This is a genomic window from uncultured Gemella sp. (genome assembly GCF_963515875.1).
In the GTDB taxonomy this organism is placed as follows: Bacteria; Bacillota; Bacilli; order Staphylococcales; family Gemellaceae; genus Gemella.
The window spans coordinates 16,918-36,593 of record NZ_CAUPZX010000004.1 but is presented as its reverse complement, the minus strand read 5'-3'; the positions used below and the strand labels follow the sequence as shown (position 1 = coordinate 36,593).

General features: G+C 30.0%; 17 protein-coding genes and 6 tRNA genes. All 23 read right to left on the bottom strand.

The window, feature by feature from the left end:
* Positions 1 to 89 precede the first annotated feature (89 nt).
* Positions 90 to 482, bottom strand: a complete 393-nt coding sequence (gene rpsI, locus RWL85_RS01620) for a 30S ribosomal protein S9 (protein ID WP_003145894.1) — start codon at positions 480 to 482, stop codon at positions 90 to 92.
* Between the two features lie 19 nt (positions 483 to 501).
* Positions 502 to 939 (bottom strand): 50S ribosomal protein L13, encoded by a 438-nt coding sequence (rplM, locus tag RWL85_RS01615; protein ID WP_003144827.1) that lies wholly within the window; start codon positions 937 to 939, stop codon positions 502 to 504.
* Between the two features lie 248 nt (positions 940 to 1,187).
* A complete protein-coding gene (gene gltX, locus RWL85_RS01610; protein WP_314084162.1) occupies positions 1,188 to 2,651 on the bottom strand; it encodes a glutamate--tRNA ligase in 1,464 nt (487 codons plus the stop codon).
* Between the two features lie 349 nt (positions 2,652 to 3,000).
* A complete protein-coding gene (locus RWL85_RS01605) occupies positions 3,001 to 4,857 on the bottom strand; it encodes an acyltransferase family protein (protein ID WP_314084161.1) in 1,857 nt (618 codons plus the stop codon).
* A gap of 11 nt (positions 4,858 to 4,868) precedes the next feature.
* On the bottom strand, positions 4,869 to 7,037 hold the full coding sequence (locus tag RWL85_RS01600) for a Tex family protein (RefSeq protein WP_314084158.1): 2,169 nt from the start codon (positions 7,035 to 7,037) through the stop codon (positions 4,869 to 4,871).
* Between the two features lies 1 nt (position 7,038).
* Positions 7,039 to 8,166 (bottom strand): alanine racemase, encoded by a 1,128-nt coding sequence (gene alr, locus RWL85_RS01595; protein WP_314084157.1) that lies wholly within the window; start codon positions 8,164 to 8,166, stop codon positions 7,039 to 7,041.
* Entirely contained in the window at positions 8,159 to 8,524 is a 366-nt protein-coding gene (gene acpS / locus RWL85_RS01590) for a holo-ACP synthase (RefSeq protein ID WP_314084155.1), read from the bottom strand. Before acpS ends, alr begins: the two co-directional genes overlap by 8 nt.
* A gap of 207 nt (positions 8,525 to 8,731) precedes the next feature.
* Positions 8,732 to 9,457, bottom strand: a complete 726-nt coding sequence (locus RWL85_RS01585) for a zinc metallopeptidase (RefSeq protein ID WP_399533384.1) — start codon at positions 9,455 to 9,457, stop codon at positions 8,732 to 8,734.
* 225 nt (positions 9,458 to 9,682) lie between these two features.
* Complete coding sequence (gene der / locus RWL85_RS01580) at positions 9,683 to 10,990, bottom strand: ribosome biogenesis GTPase Der (RefSeq protein ID WP_314084153.1); 1,308 nt, start codon at positions 10,988 to 10,990, stop codon at positions 9,683 to 9,685.
* A 163-nt stretch (positions 10,991 to 11,153) separates the two neighbouring features.
* Positions 11,154 to 12,362, bottom strand: coding sequence for a 30S ribosomal protein S1 (gene rpsA, locus RWL85_RS01575; protein ID WP_314084152.1), 1,209 nt, complete (start codon positions 12,360 to 12,362; stop codon positions 11,154 to 11,156).
* 81 nt (positions 12,363 to 12,443) lie between these two features.
* Entirely contained in the window at positions 12,444 to 13,175 is a 732-nt protein-coding gene (trmD, locus tag RWL85_RS01570) for a tRNA (guanosine(37)-N1)-methyltransferase TrmD (protein ID WP_314084150.1), read from the bottom strand.
* Positions 13,175 to 13,684, bottom strand: a complete 510-nt coding sequence (gene rimM / locus RWL85_RS01565; RefSeq protein WP_314084149.1) for a ribosome maturation factor RimM — start codon at positions 13,682 to 13,684, stop codon at positions 13,175 to 13,177. The genes trmD and rimM overlap by 1 nt, the downstream gene beginning before the upstream one ends.
* Before the next feature lie 24 nt (positions 13,685 to 13,708).
* Positions 13,709 to 15,268, bottom strand: coding sequence for an ABC transporter permease subunit (locus RWL85_RS01560; RefSeq protein WP_314084147.1), 1,560 nt, complete (start codon positions 15,266 to 15,268; stop codon positions 13,709 to 13,711).
* Complete coding sequence (gene phnC, locus RWL85_RS01555) at positions 15,243 to 15,980, bottom strand: phosphonate ABC transporter ATP-binding protein (protein ID WP_314084146.1); 738 nt, start codon at positions 15,978 to 15,980, stop codon at positions 15,243 to 15,245. Before phnC ends, RWL85_RS01560 begins: the two co-directional genes overlap by 26 nt.
* A 213-nt stretch (positions 15,981 to 16,193) precedes the next feature.
* Positions 16,194 to 16,541, bottom strand: coding sequence for a thioredoxin (locus RWL85_RS01550; protein WP_314084144.1), 348 nt, complete (start codon positions 16,539 to 16,541; stop codon positions 16,194 to 16,196).
* 153 nt (positions 16,542 to 16,694) lie between these two features.
* Positions 16,695 to 16,770: transfer RNA gene (locus RWL85_RS01545), tRNA-His, on the bottom strand.
* A 26-nt stretch (positions 16,771 to 16,796) separates the two neighbouring features.
* Positions 16,797 to 16,869: transfer RNA gene (locus tag RWL85_RS01540), tRNA-Phe, on the bottom strand.
* A gap of 5 nt (positions 16,870 to 16,874) precedes the next feature.
* Positions 16,875 to 16,950: transfer RNA gene (locus RWL85_RS01535), tRNA-Asp, on the bottom strand.
* Positions 16,951 to 16,981: 31 nt separating this feature from the next.
* Positions 16,982 to 17,056 (bottom strand) — tRNA-Glu (locus tag RWL85_RS01530).
* Between the two features lie 11 nt (positions 17,057 to 17,067).
* Positions 17,068 to 17,155, bottom strand: a tRNA-Ser gene (locus RWL85_RS01525).
* 2 nt (positions 17,156 to 17,157) lie between these two features.
* Positions 17,158 to 17,231, bottom strand: a tRNA-Asn gene (locus RWL85_RS01520).
* Positions 17,232 to 17,430: 199 nt separating this feature from the next.
* Entirely contained in the window at positions 17,431 to 18,315 is an 885-nt protein-coding gene (locus RWL85_RS01515; protein WP_314084143.1) for a phosphate/phosphite/phosphonate ABC transporter substrate-binding protein, read from the bottom strand.
* 464 nt (positions 18,316 to 18,779) lie between these two features.
* Positions 18,780 to 19,664 (bottom strand): phosphate/phosphite/phosphonate ABC transporter substrate-binding protein, encoded by an 885-nt coding sequence (locus tag RWL85_RS01510; protein ID WP_314084141.1) that lies wholly within the window; start codon positions 19,662 to 19,664, stop codon positions 18,780 to 18,782.
* Positions 19,665 to 19,676: the final 12 nt, after the last annotated feature.

Here is a 19,676-nt window from a genome sequence, read left to right as displayed (position 1 = left end):
TTTTCAGTTTTTTACTTTTCTGTATAAAAAAGAAGACAACAGAGAAATTTCTCTGTTGTCTTGACGTGCAAATTGGTATAAGACCAATATTAACGTTTTGAAAATTGAGGAGCACGTCTCGCACCACGAAGACCGTATTTTTTACGTTCTTTCATACGAGGGTCACGAGTTAGTAATCCTGCTGGTTTTAAATCTTTACGGTATTCTGGGTTTACTTCTAGTAAAGCACGTGCAATTCCGTGACGGATTGCTTGAGCTTGTCCTGTGTATCCTCCACCGTTAACGTTAACTAAAACGTCATAGTTACCTGTAGTAGATGTAACTTCTAAAGGTTGCATTAAGTCTAATACTAATGATTCTAATGGTAAGTATTCACGCATTTCTCTGTTGTTAATAACAACTTTCCCTGTTCCAGGTACTAATCTTACACGTGCTACTGAGCTTTTACGGCGTCCTGTACCGCGATATTCTACTTGTGCCATTTAATTATTTCCTCCTATATTATCCACGTAATTCGTATTTTTCTGGTTTTTGTGCTGCGTGTGGGTGTTCAGCTCCACGGTATACGTGAAGTTTCATTCCTTGAGCTCTACCTAAAGTATTTTTTGGTAACATACCTTTAATAGATAATTCTAAAAGTTCTTCTGGATATTTTTCTACCATTAATCCAGCAGTTCTTTCTTTTAACCCACCTGGGTGCATTGTGTGACGACGGTAAATTTTATCAGTTAATTTTTTACCAGTTAACACAATTTTCTCAGCATTGATAATGATAACATTATCCCCAGTATCGATATGTGGTGTATAAGTAGGTTTGTGTTTCCCTCTTAAAATTGAAGCTACTTCTGATGATAAGCGACCTAAAGTTTGTCCTTCAGCATCGATTACATACCATTTTTTTTCTACAGTTGATGGCTTTGCCATATATGTTTGACGCATGTCTTTTTTCCTCCTAGATGTTGTTTGTTAATCTGTCATAACGACTAAGTTTTCCGGGGCTTACTCGTGAAGATATATAAACAATATCATAAGTAATAATACATTATTTGACGTTAAATGTCAAGATATTTTCTTTACTTTTATTTATATTTCTTCAGTTTTTTCCGTATTAAAGTTAAAATTAAGGGATACTCTATAATTTATTGTTTTATATTTCTCCCTTAACTTTTTTTGTAATATTTTATAGATTATTTAATTAGTTCTAATGCTGCTTTTACTCTAGCTGCTACACGTTCTTTACCTAATAATTCTAAACTTGTGTTTAATTCTGGTCCATGCATTGATCCAGTAGAAGCAATTCGTATCGGCATAAATAAGTTTTTACCTTTTACTCCAGTATCTTTTTGGATTTCTTTAATTAATCCTTTAATATTATCTGCTGTAAATTCTTCAACTGCTGTTACTTTTGTTAAAAAGTCTTCAAATACAGTTGCTGTTGTTTCTTGTTTTAAGATTTCTAATTCTTCTTCAGCAAATTTTACATCTTCTACGAAGAATTGTTTTGTTAATTCAACAATTTCAGCACCATAACTCATTTGTGGTTGATATAACGAAATTAATTTTTCAAACCAAGCTCTGTTACTTTCTACTTCTTCTGCTGTTGCAACACCCTCTTTTACAAAGAATGGTAAAGCTAAGTCTACAATTCTCTCTAAAGATTGAGCTTTAATGTATTGGTTGTTAATCCAAGTTAGTTTATTATTATCAAAGAATGCTGGTGATTTACTTAGACGTTTTTCATCGAAGATTTTAACGAATTCTTCTTTAGTAAAGATTTCTTGTTCACCTTCTGGAGACCAACCTAATAATGTAATAAAGTTAAACAATGCTTCTGGAAGATATCCTAGTTCATCATATTGCTCGATAAATTGGATAATTGTTTCATCACGTTTAGATAATTTTTTCTTACTTTCATTTACGATAAGAGTCATGTGACCAAATCTCGGTGCTTCGAATCCTAATGCCTCATACACAACAAGCTGTTTTGGTGTATTTGATACGTGATCATCTCCACGCAATACGTGAGAAATTTTCATTAGATAATCATCAATTACTACTGCGAAGTTATAAGTGGCAACTCCATCATTTTTTATGATCACAAAATCACCGAAGTCACGACCTTCAAATGATAATTCACCTTTAACCATGTCATCAAAACTATAAGTTCTATCTTGAGGAACACGAATACGAATTGATGGTTTTCTACCTTCTTTTTCAAAAGCTTCTTGTTCTTCTTTAGTAAGGTGAGCGTGTTTTCCACTGTAACGAGGAGGTAATCCATTAGCAATTTGCTCTTCTCTTTCCGCTTCTAATTCTTCAGCAGTCATATAACATTTATATGCTTTATCTTCTGCAATAAGTTGATCGGCATATTTTTGATAAATATCAATTCTTTCTGATTGGCGGTATGGACCGAATTCTTTTTCTTTTCCAATACCTTCATCATAATCAAGACCTAACCAGTCCATGTATTTTAACTGACTTCTTTCACCTTCTTCTTTATTACGTTTAAAGTCAGTATCTTCTATTCTTAATACAAAATCTCCACCGTAATGTTTTGCAAAAAGATAATTAAATAATGCTGTACGTGCATTACCGATATGTAAATTTCCTGTTGGAGATGGTGCATATCTTACTCTTACTTTTGTCATAGTTATCTCCTTTTTCATCATTAATTAAATTATAATACTAAATCATTATAACATAAACTATATTCATATTTCAATGAAAGTTTATATTTCAATAAGAAAACCTTGCTTAAATCATAAATTATATTTTAGATTACTTGTTATGCTGAATAGGATTGTCTCAAAAGTCTTAAATAAAAAAGAGTATATGATAACTCATATACGCAGTAGCTTATTTATATATAAATTTACTCTTAAAATGCTTTTTAAATATCTAATAAATGTTAAGGGAGTGACTCAACAAAGTCGATTTCTACGAAATCGCAATTCTTGAATCACTCCCACTTAATTCTCTATACTTAATCTTTAATTCTTACTGTTTAATATCTACTGGACGTTTTAAATTTTTCTGAATCAACGTTACCATTTCTGTAACACCAGTTTGGTTTAAGTGAACTCTATCTGGTTCAAATAAATCTTTGCCACTGTTAGCAACAGAATACCAATCTATAATATTCACATTAGCGTGTTTTTCTTTTGCTTCTTGTAATGCAGTATTTACTGTTTTTTCCCAAGCTCTTGGAACTTTTATATTAACAAAATATATGTCCGCCTTATCAAAAACTTTTAATAGATCTTCTATTTGACTTTCTGTAAATGGTCCATTTGTTCCTAATTGAAAGATAATAGCCGAATTTTCATTATTGTATTGAGAGTACCCTTTCGCTTCGTCAACGGCTACATACAACTGTCTGCCGATTTTTCCATCGATCACTGCTCCTGGATATATTTCTTGGAATTTTTCTCCAATATCTACAGTTAATGAATCCCCGATAACTACAACTGAACTATATTTTTTCTCAGTATTATTGTTATCATTTTTATCATCTTTATTTTCAGCTTTCTTATTATCTTGATTTTGATTGTTATCTTTATTATTTTCACCCTTATTAACAAACTGACTCTCTTTATTAGACTCTACTTCTTTCACAAAAGCAGTAGAAAGATAAGGAACACTCTTACCTAAAATCCCCATAACGAACAATAAAGATACGATTACAGCAATACTTGCTACAATTTTTTTCGTTTTCTTTGATTTTATAACAATTTTTTTATAAATTACACTAACGTAGTTTTTGAATCCTAATTTTCTTATCGGTGTTTCTACAAAAACATAACTAATTATAGCAACGATAAATGTTAGAATAACACGTAATATTACGTAAAAAATATTAGGATTACCTATTTCAGATACAGGTGTTGTTAGTACTAATATTGGAAAATGCCATAAATATAAGCTATATGAAATTTTCCCTATGAACACAACAGGCTTAAATGATAATAATTTTGCCATTACAGTATGTTGTTTTCCACTACTAATTATGATTATTATACCTAAGATTGCTACTAGTAAAAATCCTCCTCTATACAACCAAGTGTTATATTCAGATGTGTATATCATAATAGTTATTAAAGTCGTAATTGATATTAAAGATACAACACTATACACTATGTTTTCTTGTGGTGTTATTTTTTTATTTAATTTATCCATTGGATACAATATTGCACCTACTACACCTACAAGAAGTGAAAATGCTCTTGTATCTGTACCAAAATAAATACGACTAATATTATTAATATCAAATAATAATATATGTGTTATTAATGAAACAAATATTAATCCTAATACAATATATAAGAAACTTTTACTTAGTTTATACGTACCGTCTTTCCCTTTTTTCTTACTATTAATTAATAAAAATAACAATGGAAAAATCATATAAAACTGTTCTTCAATGGCAAGTGACCATAAATGTTTAAATGGACTCTGTGATCCGAAACTATCAAAGTAGTCTAACTTATGAAAAATATACCACCAGTTACTTGAATATATATATCCAAAAATTGCATCTAAACGACTCTTTTTAAGAAGAACTTCATTAAACATTACCATTAATATTATTCCAACAGTAATCATGAAATAAACTGCTGGCAATAGTCGTCTTGCTCTTCTTAAATAGAAATTATATAGATTTATGCTACCTGTTTTCCTATACTCTTTAATGATTAATGAACTTATTAAATATCCTGATAATACAAAAAATAAATCTACACCTAAAAATCCACCTGGTAGGTAATTTACATCTACATGGTAAATAATAACAGCTAAAACTGCTAATGCCCTCAAGCTGTCTATACTTGGAAGGTATCTCGATTTGTTGTTAGTCATTTTTACCTCCTTTAATCTTTGTACATTGCTAGTGCAACACGACCTCTTTGCTTATCTACATCTATTACATAAACATCGACAATCTGACCTACACTAAGAACGTCAAGTGGGTTTTTTATATAACTTTTACTAATTTTCGAAATATGAACCATCGCATCTTGTTTAAGACCTATGTCTATAAATGCTCCAAATTGTGTAATATTCCTAACAGTTCCTGCTAGCTTAACACCAATCTGAAGATCATCGATAGTTAAAATATCAGATTTTAACAACGGTTTTGCAAACGACTCTCGTTCATCTCTTAACGGCTGTTTTAAATCTTTGATTATATCTTCAAGTGTTTCTAATCCAACTCCAATTTTTTCAGATAACACTTTCTTATCTATTGTCTCTACTTTAGTTACAAACTCTTCAGTTCCAACTTCTTTCGTTGATAAATTCAATTCTTTTAATAGATTTTCTGCTGCTTTATAACTTTCTGGATGGATCCCTGTAGCATCAAAAATATTTTTACTATCTGGTATTCTAAAGAAACCTACACATTGCTCAAATGTTTTCTTCCCAAGTCTAGGCACTTTGGCAATATCTTTGATTGTCTCTATTTTACCATTCTCTTGACGATATGCCACTATATTTTTAGCAATTTGTTTATTAACTCCAGAAACATAAGATAATAATGAAACTGAAGCCGTATTAATATTAACTCCAACCTTATTAACTGCAGTTTCTACCACGAAACTAAGTTCTTTTTCTAAGAACTTAGGTGTAATATCATGTTGATATTGTCCTACACCTATTGATTTAGGATCTATTTTCACAAGTTCACTTAATGGATCTTGAATACGACGAGCAATAGATACCGCACTTCTTTCTTCTACGTTAAAGTCAGGAAATTCTTCACGTGCTACATCACTTGCTGAGTACACACTTGCCCCTGCTTCATTCACAATTACATAATCTATTTTTAATCCCGCTTCTTTTAAGTTTTCTACTACAAATTTCTCTGTTTCGCGAGAGGCAGTTCCATTACCAATAGCAATTAAATTAATATTATGCTTATTAATAAATTTGATTAAATCTTTTTTTGACTTTTCTTGTTTATCTAGTGAAGCTGGTTTATGCGGATAAATTACCATTTTATCAATAAAATTACCATATTCATCTACAATCGCCATTTTACAACCAGTTCTAAAGGCTGGGTCTATTCCTAGTACTTTTTTATTTTTTAATGGACTTTGCATTAGAAGTTGCTTTAAGTTTTCTGAGAAAATAACTACTGAGTCTTCCTCCGCTTTTTTCGTTAAATCACTTCGTATTTCTCTTTCTATAGATGGAAAGATTAATCGTTTCATACTATCAGCTATACATTCTAATAATAAATCACTAATCACAGTTTGACGATTTTTTGTTAATCCACGTAATATAAAATTGTGTAATCTATCTTTATCATTTTCTATACCAACACGAATTATTCCTTCTTTTTCTGCTCGATTTAAAGCTAAAATTCTATGAGATGCAATTTTTGAAATTTGCTCACCAAATTCATAGTAGTTTTTATAAGTAGAATTTTCGTCTTTTTCTTCGCCATCTTTTTTCAGTGTTGAAGTAATTTGACCAAACTTTCTAGTATTTTCTAATACATATTCACGATATTTTGCACTATCAGAAATATTTTCTGCAATAATATCTAATGCATAGTTGATAGCTTCTTCAACACTATTAACTTCTTTTTCTGGATTTATGTACTTAGTAGCTTCTTTATCTAAATCTTCTAATGATTTTGGAAGCTTTAGAATATAATTAGCTAGTTTTTCTAAACCTTTTTCTTTTGCTATCGTAGCTTTTGTACGTTTTTTTTCTTTAAATGGGCGATATAAATCCTCTACCCTTTGTAGCTTTTCTTGAGCTAAAATATCTTTTTTTAATTCCTCAGTAAGTAGACCTTTTTCTGAAATTAATCTAATTACTTCTTCTTTTCTTTCTTCAAGTGATTTTAAATAATTAAATTCATCTTGAATTTGCTTAATGGCAACTTCATCTAAAGAATTTGTTAATTCTTTTCGATATCTGGCTATAAATGCAATTGTATTTCCCTCTTCTAATAAGTTCAATACATTTACTATATACTTATCTTGTATTTTAAGCTTAGCTGCCAAGTTCTTTGTGATTTTCTCGTACATACTATAACTCCATTTTATTTTTATAATAAATTCTTAGAACACGTTTACTTATGCAACAAAATATTTCATAACTTATGGTATCTTGGTATGATGCAAAGTCATCTATTGATACTCTTTGACCATTGTGTTCCCCATAAAATAAAACAGTATCCCCTACTTTTACATTTTCGTTGCAACGTACCATAAGTTGATCCATGCAAACACGTCCTACTATTTCACAATCTTCTGTTCCTACTTTAATCTTAAAACCTTGTGCACGCCTTAATAAACCATCTGCATAACCGATAGGAACAGTTGCTATATATTCATCTTGTTTAGCTTCATAACTAACACCATATCCTAATTTTTCACCTTGTGAAAATTTCTTGACATGAGTTACTTTACTTAGTAATGTAGCTACTGGTTCTAACCGAACCTTATCTAATTTTTCTATATTTTCACTCGGATAGCATCCATATAGAGCAATTCCTATTCTCGTCATATTATAGCAATCATCTCTATTACTATATTTTACAGTCCCTGCTGAATTTTCTATATGAATATATTTTGGTTTACGAGTAAAAATTTTTATTTTTTCTTCAAAATTTTCTGTTTGATAATCATCATAAATATCATCTGTACCATCTGCATTTGAATAATGCGAGAAGATTCCTTCAAAGTCAATTTTTTCTGAATCTAGTAGCCTATCAATACTTTTTAATTCCTCTACATCAGAAGTTCCTATTCTACCCATTCCTGTATCAATCTTTACATGTATTTTTAATTTTTTATCTAAAGTTTCTAATTCAGAAAGACATTCTCTTAGCCAAGTAATAGATGGACAAGTTAGAGAAATATTATTTTCAATTGCGTATTTTATATTTTTAGGATTTGTGACACCTAATACAAGCACCATACTGTCTTGAATTACTTCTTTTAGCTCTAGCGCCTCTTCTAATGTCGCTGTAGCAAAATGCCTAACTCCATTTTGATAAAGATGATTGGCAATTACTTTAGCTCCTAATCCATATGAATCAGCTTTAACTATTGCTAAACCGATTTTATTATTATTAAGTTCATTCAACTTATTATAATTATTTAGTAAAGCATCCAAGTTTACTCTTAATTGAGTCGGTCTATCATTAATCATCAATCTTGTCCCCTTTTTCTAAAATAACAAATGCCACAACCGTTGTATCAGTATGGCTTATAGTAAGATGAGTTATAAAGTCTTTATATTCTATAAAAGGTTTTCCTTTATCGTCTTTTTTTACTTCTACATCATGAAAAGAAAAATCTTTAGAAATTCCAACTCCTAGTGCTTTCGAAGTAGCTTCTTTAACTGCAAAACGTCCAGCTAGAAATTCCATTTTCCTTCTATGATCTGTTATTTTATAAAATTCATTTAATTCATTTTCTGTATATAATTTTTCAAGTCGTTTTTTATCATCAACATATTTTTCAAAGCGATGAATATCGACGATATCACAACCGATTCCGTAAATCATTTTTTACCTCTTGATTATATAGTCTTACATTATTATATCACTAATATAGATTTTATGAAAGAAATATTAGTTTAATATCTATCTTTATTATTTACATAAATTTTCTGATATTCCTTTACAATATAGTCTCATAATAGCTTCAATATAGTACTTATTTTTACGTATAACAAAAAAGATTGCCAATTTCCATTGACAATCTAATATTCATTAATCTCTATTATTACTATTTAGTAATATGAAGACGAATCTTAACATTTCCATTAAAGCTACAACTGCCGCCGCAACATAAGTTAAGGCTGCTGCCGTTAGAACCTTACGACAATGTCTATGTTCTTGATCGTCTACGATATTTAAATCAACCACTTGTTCTAATGCTCGTTTTGATGCATCGAACTCAACTGGCAATGTTACAACTTGGAATAGAACTGCAAATAGCATTAATCCTACACCAATCCAAGCAACTGTATAACCAAATTTTCCGATTAATCCTGTTAATAAGAATCCTACCATAATAAGAATTGTTGATAAGTTTCCACCAAAATTAGCTAAAGGCACTAAAGCGTGTCTCCATCTCATTGGTTTATAGTCTGCTACCTTGTCTTGAATAACGTGACCAATTTCATGTGCTGCTATCGCTACTGAAGCAACTGTAGGTTGATCATGAACTATAGGCGATAGTACAACTATATTATTAGTTGGATCATAGTGGTCTGATAATTCAACCTCACCTCTTACTACCTTAACACCTGTAATTCCATTTGCTTGCATTATAATTTCTGCAACTTCTTTTCCAGTTAAACCTGATTTTGTTCTTACTTTTTTATATCTTTCGTATGTTCTTTTTACTTTAAATTGTGCCCATAAAGGAATCAACATAATTAGTAAAAAGTAAATTATATAACTTCCTGACATTCCATAATATCCTAATGGCATATAGATTACCTCCTAATTAGTAAAGTATATAAGAAGAATTATACCATGTTCTAAAATTATTTTCTAGTATTTTGACTAAATTTTACCATTGATAATAAAAGTAATTAATTTTCTATTCTTTACAGTTTATTTTCAATTTCTCTTCATATTATCGTTTAAGTATAAAAAATACGATCTAAAAGTAAATTAACTTCTAGATCGTACTATAAAATTTAACTCTTATTATTAGTTTCTTTGACGTGCTAATAGCTTAATAGGCGTTCCTTCAAAATTGAATGAATCACGAATTCTATTCTCTAAAAATCTCTCATAAGAGAAATGCATAAGCTCTGGATAATTTACAAAGAATACAAATGTTGGTGGATTAATAGCAACTTGAGAAGCATAGAAAATATTAAGCCTCTTACCTTTATCTTGCGGTGTTGGGTTCATAGCAACAGCATCAACAACAATCTCATTTAGAGTTGAACTTTGAATACGTCGTTGTCTATTTTCATATGATTCTTTAATTAATGGGAAGATATTAAATACACGCTGTTTAGTTTTTGCAGAAACATATATAATTTTTGCATAATCTAAGTACGCAAAACTATCACGAATTTTTTCATCAAATTCTTTCATAGTCTTATCGTCTTTTGCGATTGCATCCCATTTATTTACAACTATAATAACCCCTTTACCAGATTCATGTGCATATCCAGCTACTTTCTTATCTTGTTCAATAATACCTTCTTCGGCATTAAGAACAACTAACACGACATCTGAACGTTCTATTGCTTTTAGTGAACGTAATACAGAATATTTTTCACAACTTTCATATACTTTACCACGTTTTCTAATACCTGCTGTATCAATTACAACGTACTCATCTCCATTATGTCTGAAATCAGTATCGATTGCATCACGCGTAGTTCCAGCAATATCAGATGCAATAACACGCTCTTCACCTAAAATAGTATTAATTAAACTAGATTTTCCGACATTTGGTCGTCCAATAAGAGAGAATCTAATTTTTTCATCTTCTTCCTCTTCATCTAGTACCTTAAAGTTTTTACAAACTTCATCTAGTAAATCTCCGATACCTAATCCATGAGAACCTGAAATTGGGAATGGATCTCCAAATCCTAGTGAATAAAAATCATAAATCATATGATTCATATCGAAATTATCAATTTTATTTACTGCAAGCACGACTGGTTTGTCTGTCTTATATAATAACTTAGCAACTTCCTCATCATCACTAGTTACTCCATCACGACCATTTGTTAAGAAAATTATAACATCAGCTTCATCGATTGCTAGCTCTGCTTGTGCTCTAATTTGTTTTTGGAACGGAGTATCTTCCAACTCGATTCCTCCTGTATCTATCATAAAGAATGAATAATTTAACCATTCTGCTTTTGAATAAATTCTATCACGAGTTACACCTGCTACATCTTCAACAATAGAAAGTCTATCACCAATTATCTTGTTAAAGATTGTAGATTTACCGACATTAGGTCTACCAATAATCGCAACTGTTGGTTTTGCCATGTTTTTACCTCCATATCTATATATTTTTATTCGAATTACCTAAAGTTTTATTAAAAACTATATTATTTATAAAAAACGTTAGTACATTCAACTTGCTTTAATACCTAAAAAATAAAAGCAATAGACAAGCCTATCTACTGCCTTTATTTCTTTATTTTTCAAATTAAAGTTCGATATCTTTAAATTTGTCCCCTAAGCTAAATGAAGTATCTTCATCTTTTAAGTAAGAAGTATCGTATTCAGCTTCTTCCTTAACTTCTTCTTTAACTGGTTTTTCTAATAACTCTTTAATAGATAAAGATAGTCTTTCTGTTTCAAAATCAAATTCTAAAACTTTAACTGTAACTTTATCTCCTTTTTTAAGAACGTCTTCTACTTTTGTCACTCTGTCGTGAGAAATTTGAGAAATATGTACTAACCCTTCTACATCAGGTAATACTTCTACAAAAGCTCCAAATGCTGTTGTATTACGAACAACACCTTCTAATACATCACCAGTTTTGATTGTAGCACGAGCAACTTCCCATTGTGTTGGTAATAATGTTTTTGCAGAAAGTGAAACTTTTTCATTCTCTTTATCAACAGCGATAACTGCAACTTTAACAGTATCTCCAACTGATAGAACATCAGAAACTTTTTCTACACGAGCGTGAGAAATTTCTGAGATGTGTAATAATCCATCAACTTCACCAATGTTAATGAATGCTCCAAAGTCAGTAATACGACTAACTTTACCTTCAATTACATCACCTTCATTAATGTTTCCATAAACTTCTGCTAACTTTTTAGCTTTTTCTTCTTCTAAAATAACGCGTCTGTTTAAGATAATTTTGTTTTTAGCTTTATCTACTTCTTCAATTTTGAATGTGTATTCATTTCCTACAAATTTAGATAAATCTTTTCTAAATTTAGTGTCGATATATGAACCAGGAATAAACGCACGTAATCCTTCTACATCGGCTAATAATCCACCTTTAGTTTGTCCTGAAACTGTTGCTTGAATTAATTCACCATTTTCAAATTTTTCGATTAATCCAGTCCATGATAATTCTACTAATTTTTTATATTCAGCGTTTTCTAAGATTTTGTGCGATAAATAGATTACACCTGGAACATCTTCTGATCTTTTTTCACGATCAGCTCTAATTCCTGTTACTTGAGCTTCGATTTCATCACCAACTGATAACACTTCTTCAATATTTTCGAATGGTTTTCTTGTGATTTGATTACGTAAGATTACGCAGTCATATTGTGCTCCTGCAACATCTACGTATACTTTGTCATTATCTATTTTAGATACTGTACCAGTTACTTTGTCTCCTTTTTTCAGCATTTCTGAGCTATTTAATAATTCCTCAAATGAAGTTGTCATTACTTCTAATCCTCCTGTGCTTACAATACATACTATATTAATATTATACATCAAAAATATAGTTATGTCATTTATTTTACGTTAATTTTTTAATTCTTTTTTTATTTCATCAAGTAATTTTACTTCTTCTTTACTTAATTCATAATTTTCCAGTAAATCTGGACGCCTAGTCAGTGTTCTTCGTAAACTTTCTTTTTTTCTGTAAATCTCTATGTTTTTATGGTGACCACTAGTTAATACATCTGGAACTAACATTCCCTTATAATCTTTCGGTCTTGTGTATTGTGGATATTCCAAAAGACCTGTAGAAAATGAATCGTCTTTATGAGATTCTTCTTTCCCTAGTACATCTGGAACAAGTCTTGCTATACTATCAACCATTGTCATAGCAGCAAATTCCCCACCGGTTAAAATAAAATCACCAATAGACAATTCATCAGTTACTAGAAATTCTCTAATTCTTTCATCATAACCTTCATAGTGACCACAGATAAAAATTAAATGATCCTCTTGCGATAGTTCTTCCGCTTTTTTTTGACTAAATCTTTCCCCTTGTGGACATAATAATATTATACGTGTTTTATCTGTTTTATCTAAACTTTCAACAGCGTTAAATATCGGTTCTGGTTTCAATACCATTCCTTGACCGCCACCGAATGGATAATCATCTACTTGATTATGTTTATTACCAGAAAATTTTCGATAATCGATTATATTTATGTCTAATAATTTATTGTCTTTTGCTTTTCCTAATATTGAATGATTTAGTGAATCGAACATATCTGGAAACAATGTAAGTATATCAATTTTCATTAGTCGATTAATCCTTCCATTACTTCAATGTCGATTCTTTTATTTGTAACATCTATTTTCTTAACTACATCTTCAATGTAAGGTATTAAAATTTCTTTTCCATTTTGAGATTTTATAACCCAAACATCATTTGCGCCAGGTGTAAGAATTTCAACGATTTCTCCTAATGTTTTTTCGTTTTCATCAAAGACTTCACATCCGATAATTTCATGAAAATAAAATTCGTTTTCTTCTAATTCTCCAATATTCTCAGAATCAATTTTTATTTGTAGATTTTTTAATTTTTCCGCTTCTTCTATTGTGTCAATTCCTTCAAATTTTACTAAAAGATTATTTTTATGAGTTCTATAACTTTCTACAACTACTTCCTTTACAACTTGATTTCCTCTAGTTATTAATAGTTCAGTACCTTTTTTGAATCTTTGTTCTTCAAAATCTGTAGATGAAATTACTTTTACTTCTCCTTTTAATGAGTGCGTATTAACTATTTTTCCAACTTTTAATCGCATTTATGTCTCCTTGATCTTATATTTTTATTTTTTTACTCTCATTCGTATGAAATAAGATATATTTTCAATAATAATTATCGATAAAGATAATCCAATTAATAATGTAGATATTCTGTTCCAATTTCTATATTCTATATTATTTACAAGCAAATGTCCAATTCCACCTGCACCTACCATACCTAGGATAGTTGAATTTTTAATGTTTGCTTCGAATCTGTACAGTACAATAGTTACAAACTCAGGAAAATATCCGTTAAATATTATTTTTACATAACTAACAAAACTTCCAAGTCCTAAACTTTTAGTCATTAGCAGCACATTATTATTGATACCTTCTAATACTTCATTATACATTTTCGTCATTACACCCACAGTATATATATATAATGCGAAAAAGCTACTTATCGCTCCTGGTCCAAATCCTCTAAAGAATATTAATGCCACAATAATAGGCGGAAATGTTCTTAGTATATTTATAAAGACTTTCATACTAAGAGCTTTATATTTCCCAAAAAGGTTTACTGATGATAAATACGAAGTAAATATTGCTGTTACCGCAGCAAAAATCGTAGCACTAAATGCTATTTCTATACTTACTAGTAGCTCACTAAACATTTTAGTAGAATAAGCTAAATCTGGAGTTATTATACCATTTCCTAATACTGACAATTGTTTTACCCCTATAAAAAATCTCTCGTGAGAAATATTTATAAACTTAGTGACATAAACAATACTTCCCAGTATAATTAAAGGAATTGCAACTCTCACTACATTCTTTCTAAGTATAAATCTTTCAAATGTTAATTGTGATGTATTTTGTAAATTTCTAAAATAATAACTTACTAGATCTATTATAAAAATCAGAATTACTAGTGTGATAACAATGATAGAAACTCTATCATATCTTAAATGGTTTAATTCTTGCCATAATCTTTGACCAATCCCACCTGCGCCAACTAATCCTAAAACACTAGCTCCACGAATACTCGATTCTAATGTTAAAAAGTAGACAGAGATTACCTGAGGTTTTAAATTAGATAAAATTGCATTTTTATAAATAACAAACTTCGAACTACCTAAAGATTCCATAGCTTCAAGTTGTTTAAGTTCCACTTCTTCTGCATACTCTTTTAACAATTTGGCGGCGGTTAGTAAATTAATTAAATATATACTTACAAAACCACTAAATACACCTGTACTAAAAAGACTAACTAAAATAGCAGCGATAATCAGAAATGGCATCGTTCTAAATACTGAAAAAAATGCACTGAAAACCTTAGGTATTATTTTCAATCTAAATAACACATTGGTCAATATAGGTAATAACAATAACGCTGTACATAACGCTAAGATTGATGAAAACAATGCAATATTTATTGTTTCAACTATTGGTTGTTTTAATTCCGGTAAAATTGAAAAATCAATAGGATACATTCTCCCAAGTAAATTATGTATTCTTTTGAAACCTAGCAAAAATGTTTTAGTATCATACTGCATATAAGCAATAATAAGTATAAATCCAATAAATACAATAGTTAATAATTTGGTAATATATTTTCTAATTATAAAGTTCATCAAATTCATCTTTCGTCACCTTATCAGAATCTTTATAAAATAAAACTTTTCCGTCTTTCAATCCTAAAATTCTTGTACTATATTTCTTCGCAAGATTTACGTCATGTAAATTTATTAATACTGTTATTCCATTTTGCTCATTTAATTTTTTAAAAGTATCCATTATGAGCGTAGTATTTTTCTCATCTAAACTACTAACAGGTTCATCAGCTAACAGCAATTTTGGATCTTGAGCCAAAGCTTTAGCTATAGCAACTCTTTGCTTTTGCCCTCCTGATAAGTATTTCGATTTCTTAAAGGCTTCTTCTTCCAATCCTACTTGTTTTAAGTAACCAACACCCTCTTCATATTCTTCTTTAGTGTAACCAAGGAATAATCCTGCTATTGATTTTTTTACCAAATAAGGCGTCAAAACATTTTCTACAGTATATAAATTATCTAAAACATTATAATCTTGGAAAATAAACGCTATTTCCCTACGAATCATTTTCAACTTTTTCTTATTAAAATTAATTATGTTTTCCCCGGATATATTAATTTCCCCTGAGTTAGGTTTGTTTAACAAATTTAAACAGCGCAACAAAGTTGATTTACCTGCACCACTCTTGCCTACTATCGCTATGAACTCCCCCTTTGGCACATCAAACGATATACCGTTTAATATATTTTTCATCCCATAGTTAAAAACTAAATTTTTAACTTCTAACTTTTCATTTTTCACATCATCACCTCATAGTTAAATAATGAATTATAAAATAGATAAGTAAAACTACTTAGTAAAATTTTATAATTACTATTATATCACTTAAACTATAAATTTTCAGTATTTTATTATTATAATTTCTTTAATATTTAAACGATTAACATAAAACTTAAAATTCTCATATTAAATTAAAATAAATACTCGCCTACATAAAATAGACGAGCGCACAAATTATTTAATAAATGTAGTAATTTCGTCGACAGATAAACTTGAATCACAAACTACTTTAACTTCTCCAGCTTCCGCAACTAATAAACCTGGAACAGTTCTTACTGAGTATTTATCACGTAATGATTCTATACCTGATGCATCAGAAAAATCTTGAGAGTCGATAAAGAACGCTTCTACTTTATTAGAAACTACTACTTCACTTAATTTTGGCATAAATCTTCTGCAAAACGGGCAAGATGATCTTCCGATAAATAATACAAATTTTTCTTTTGAATCAATTTTATCAAAAGCAGTTTTTGAATCAATTACTTTAAAATTTTCTAGATATTCTTCAAATGTTTTTTCCATGTTTTTTTCTCCTAATATTTTATAGATTTAATTTTACTCCTCTTTTATAAATTATGCTAATTTTTTGCTTATAAATTATGAAAAAAGTTATAAGTCAGTCATAAAAAAAGAAGTAATGTCTCTTACACTACTTCTTCAATCAATTTCATAAAATGGGGCGGCTGAGGGGAATCGAACCCCCGAATGTCGGAACCACAATCCGATGCGTTAACCACTTCGCCACAGCCGCCAAAATATTAAGTTTAAATAAAAAAATGCCTTGAGACAGAGTCGAACTGCCGACACATGGAGCTTCAATCCATTGCTCTACCAACTGAGCTATCAAGGCAAAAATGGCGGTCCCGACGGGAATCGAACCCGCGATCTCCTGCGTGACAGGCAGGCGTGATAACCGCTACACCACGGGACCTAACTCTTATTCTCAATGTATTTAATTCAAATGGTGACCCGTACGGGATTCGAACCCGTGTTACCGCCGTGAAAGGGCGGTGTCTTAACCACTTGACCAACGGGCCAATAAAAAAAACGGAGCAGGAGGGATTTGAACCCTCGCGCCGGTTTCCCGACCTACACCCTTAGCAGGGGCGCCTCTTCAGCCTCTTGAGTACTACTCCAACTCCACAGGCAGGACTCGAACCTGCGACCCTCTGATTAACAGTCAGATGCTACTACCAACTGAGCTACTGTGGATAAATATTTGTGTTCCTAATGAACAATATTTATTATACAAAAGTATTAACATAATGTCAATACTTTTGTATAACTTTTTTTCTGTTTTCTAATCTTTATTTTTAAAAAGGCTCTTAAATTTTGATATTTCAAAGTTTAAGAGCCTCATTATCTATTAATTATGTTTACAATAATTAAACTTATTTTTTATTTAACCTTTTTATTTAACTTTATTTAAATCTATGTTCATTTTTTCAGAGATTTTTTCAATAGCTTTATATGCATCATTATTTGGTTCTTCAAAACCTGTAATACTAAATAAATTTGTTAAAATTTGTATAGTTTCTTTATCGTTTTGAATTTCCAATAAAGCTTGTTTAATTTTTTTCTGAGTTTCCTCATCAAGATTATTTGATGCAACTACTGTTACTCCTGGGATTAATTCACTTTTAGCAATTGGATGAATATCCTCTTTTAATGTTGGGAATTCTTTAGTGTATTTTCTAATCACATTTTCATAACTTGCAACAGCATCAACATCTTTATTTAGTAGTAATTGTAAACTTTTATCGTGCCCACCACTAAATTGGTACTGAATATCTTTTTCTAAATCAATACCAGCTTCTTTCATCATTGCTCCCGCATAAATATAACCAGAGGCTGAAGATGGATCGACAAATGCTATTTTCTTACCTTTTAAATCAGCTATACTCTTTATATTAGAATCTTTTCTAACAAAAACTTCTGCAAAGTAACCAGGTTTACCACTAGTACTTCTTCCCACTAGAAGATTTTTTGTATTGCTTTGCTTATTAGAAAGAACTGCTGAAAAGGGAGGAACTAAGCCAAAGTCTACACTTCCACTACCTATTCCTTCTATAACCCCTATATAGCTACTCGCTGTAAAGACTTCTACCTTCATCCCTAGTTTATCCCCCAGTGCTTTAGCAAATGGTGTCAGATCATCTACTAGCTTTTCACTATTGCTACTTGGAACTACTCCAAGTTTTAAAACTTTTTCTTCTTTGGTTGTACTTTTTTGAGAACAGCCAATTAAAGAAAATACCAATAAAAAAGAAAAAATAGTCAATAATATTTTTTTCATTTTATTTACCTCATATTTGTATATATTTTGTTTTATAAAGCAAAGTATATCACATTATTTCCTTAAATAAAATGAAAACGCTCATAAATTAGTAATAAAAAAATAGCTGTTAGTTAGCATAATAAATTTCTGTTCAAATAAAAAACTAGAATTTAACCATCAAATAGTGATTGGCAGGTCTATTTGTCATATCTTTATTTATTTTGATTCCTTACAAAAAAACTCCCAAAGTATAGCTTCCTATTTTTTGAACAGAAGTTACCTTGGGAATATTTTTATTGTTATTTTCCTTATTTCCAAATGTAACTTCCACTTTGATTTCTTACCGGAACTGACTTTGGGAATTTATCTTATTTTTAAATTTAATTTTATACAAAATTAAATAACTTTGAAATGTCACCCTAACATTACGATTTGTTATTTAATTCCTAATAAAATTAATTAAACTTTTAAATTTTATTTCTTTATTTAACCTTATTTAAATCTATATTCATCTTTTCAGATATGTTCTCAATTGCTTTATATGAGTTTTCATCAGGTTCTTCAAAACCAATTATATTGTAAAGATCAGTTATTATTTTAAGTGCTTCTTTATCCTTTTGAACTTCTAATAAAGCTTGTTTTATTTTATTTCTCATTCCTTCATCAAGGTTATTCGAAGCAACCACCGTCACACCAGGAATTAACTCACTTTTTGAAATAGGATGTATATCTTCATTTAACGTAGGAAATTCTTTTATATATTTTTTTATAAGATTTTCATAACTAGCAATAGCATCTACATCTTTATTTAACAATAATTGCATACTCTTATCATGACCACCACTAAATTGATATTGTATATCTTTTTCCAAATCAATACCTGCATCTTTTAACATTGCTCCAGCATAAATATAACCAGATGCTGAAGATGGATCTACAAAAGCTACTTTTTTACCTTTTAAATCAGCTAAACTTTTTATATTCGAATCTTTTCTCACAAAGATTTCAGCATAGTATCCAGGTTTTCCCGTTCTACTTGTTCCTACTAGTATATTTTTAGTATTACTTTGTTTATTTGAAAGAACAGCAGAGAATGGTGGAACTAAACCAAAATCAACACTACCGCTTCCTATTCCTTCTATAACACCAATATAACTACTTGCAGTAAATACTTCTACCTTCATTCCTAGTTTTTCACCTAAAGCTTTTGCAAATGGTTCTAAATCGTCAACCAATTTTTCACTATTACTACTAGGAACTACCCCAAGTTTTAAAACCTTTTCTTCTTTAGTTGAACTTTTTTGTGAACAACCTAGTAAAGAAAATACTAAGACAACAGAAAAAATAGCTAAAAATAATTTTTTCATTTTTACTTACCT

Bases quoted from the DNA above. Each gene is read 5' to 3' on its own strand.
- rpsI (WP_003145894.1), bottom strand. From the start codon at position 482: ATGGCACAAGTAGAATATCGCGGTACAGGACGCCGTAAAAGCTCAGTA.
- der (WP_314084153.1), bottom strand. From the start codon at position 10,990: ATGGCAAAACCAACAGTTGCGATTATTGGTAGACCTAATGTCGGTAAA.
- rpsA (WP_314084152.1), bottom strand. From the start codon at position 12,362: ATGACAACTTCATTTGAGGAATTATTAAATAGCTCAGAAATGCTGAAA.
- gltX (WP_314084162.1), bottom strand. From the start codon at position 2,651: ATGACAAAAGTAAGAGTAAGATATGCACCATCTCCAACAGGAAATTTA.
- RWL85_RS01515 (WP_314084143.1), bottom strand. From the start codon at position 18,315: ATGAAAAAAATATTATTGACTATTTTTTCTTTTTTATTGGTATTTTCT.
- trmD (WP_314084150.1), bottom strand. From the start codon at position 13,175: ATGAAAATTGATATACTTACATTGTTTCCAGATATGTTCGATTCACTA.
- RWL85_RS01560 (WP_314084147.1), bottom strand. From the start codon at position 15,268: ATGAATTTGATGAACTTTATAATTAGAAAATATATTACCAAATTATTA.
- rplM (WP_003144827.1), bottom strand. From the start codon at position 939: ATGCGTCAAACATATATGGCAAAGCCATCAACTGTAGAAAAAAAATGG.
- acpS (WP_314084155.1), bottom strand. From the start codon at position 8,524: ATGATTTACGGAATCGGTTGTGATATCGTCGATATTCATCGCTTTGAA.
- RWL85_RS01510 (WP_314084141.1), bottom strand. From the start codon at position 19,664: ATGAAAAAATTATTTTTAGCTATTTTTTCTGTTGTCTTAGTATTTTCT.
- alr (WP_314084157.1), bottom strand. From the start codon at position 8,166: ATGATTAATGATAGACCGACTCAATTAAGAGTAAACTTGGATGCTTTA.
- RWL85_RS01600 (WP_314084158.1), bottom strand. From the start codon at position 7,037: ATGTACGAGAAAATCACAAAGAACTTGGCAGCTAAGCTTAAAATACAA.
- rimM (WP_314084149.1), bottom strand. From the start codon at position 13,684: ATGCGATTAAAAGTTGGAAAAATAGTTAATACGCACTCATTAAAAGGA.
- RWL85_RS01605 (WP_314084161.1), bottom strand. From the start codon at position 4,857: ATGACTAACAACAAATCGAGATACCTTCCAAGTATAGACAGCTTGAGG.
- RWL85_RS01550 (WP_314084144.1), bottom strand. From the start codon at position 16,541: ATGGAAAAAACATTTGAAGAATATCTAGAAAATTTTAAAGTAATTGAT.
- RWL85_RS01585 (WP_399533384.1), bottom strand. From the start codon at position 9,457: ATGCCATTAGGATATTATGGAATGTCAGGAAGTTATATAATTTACTTT.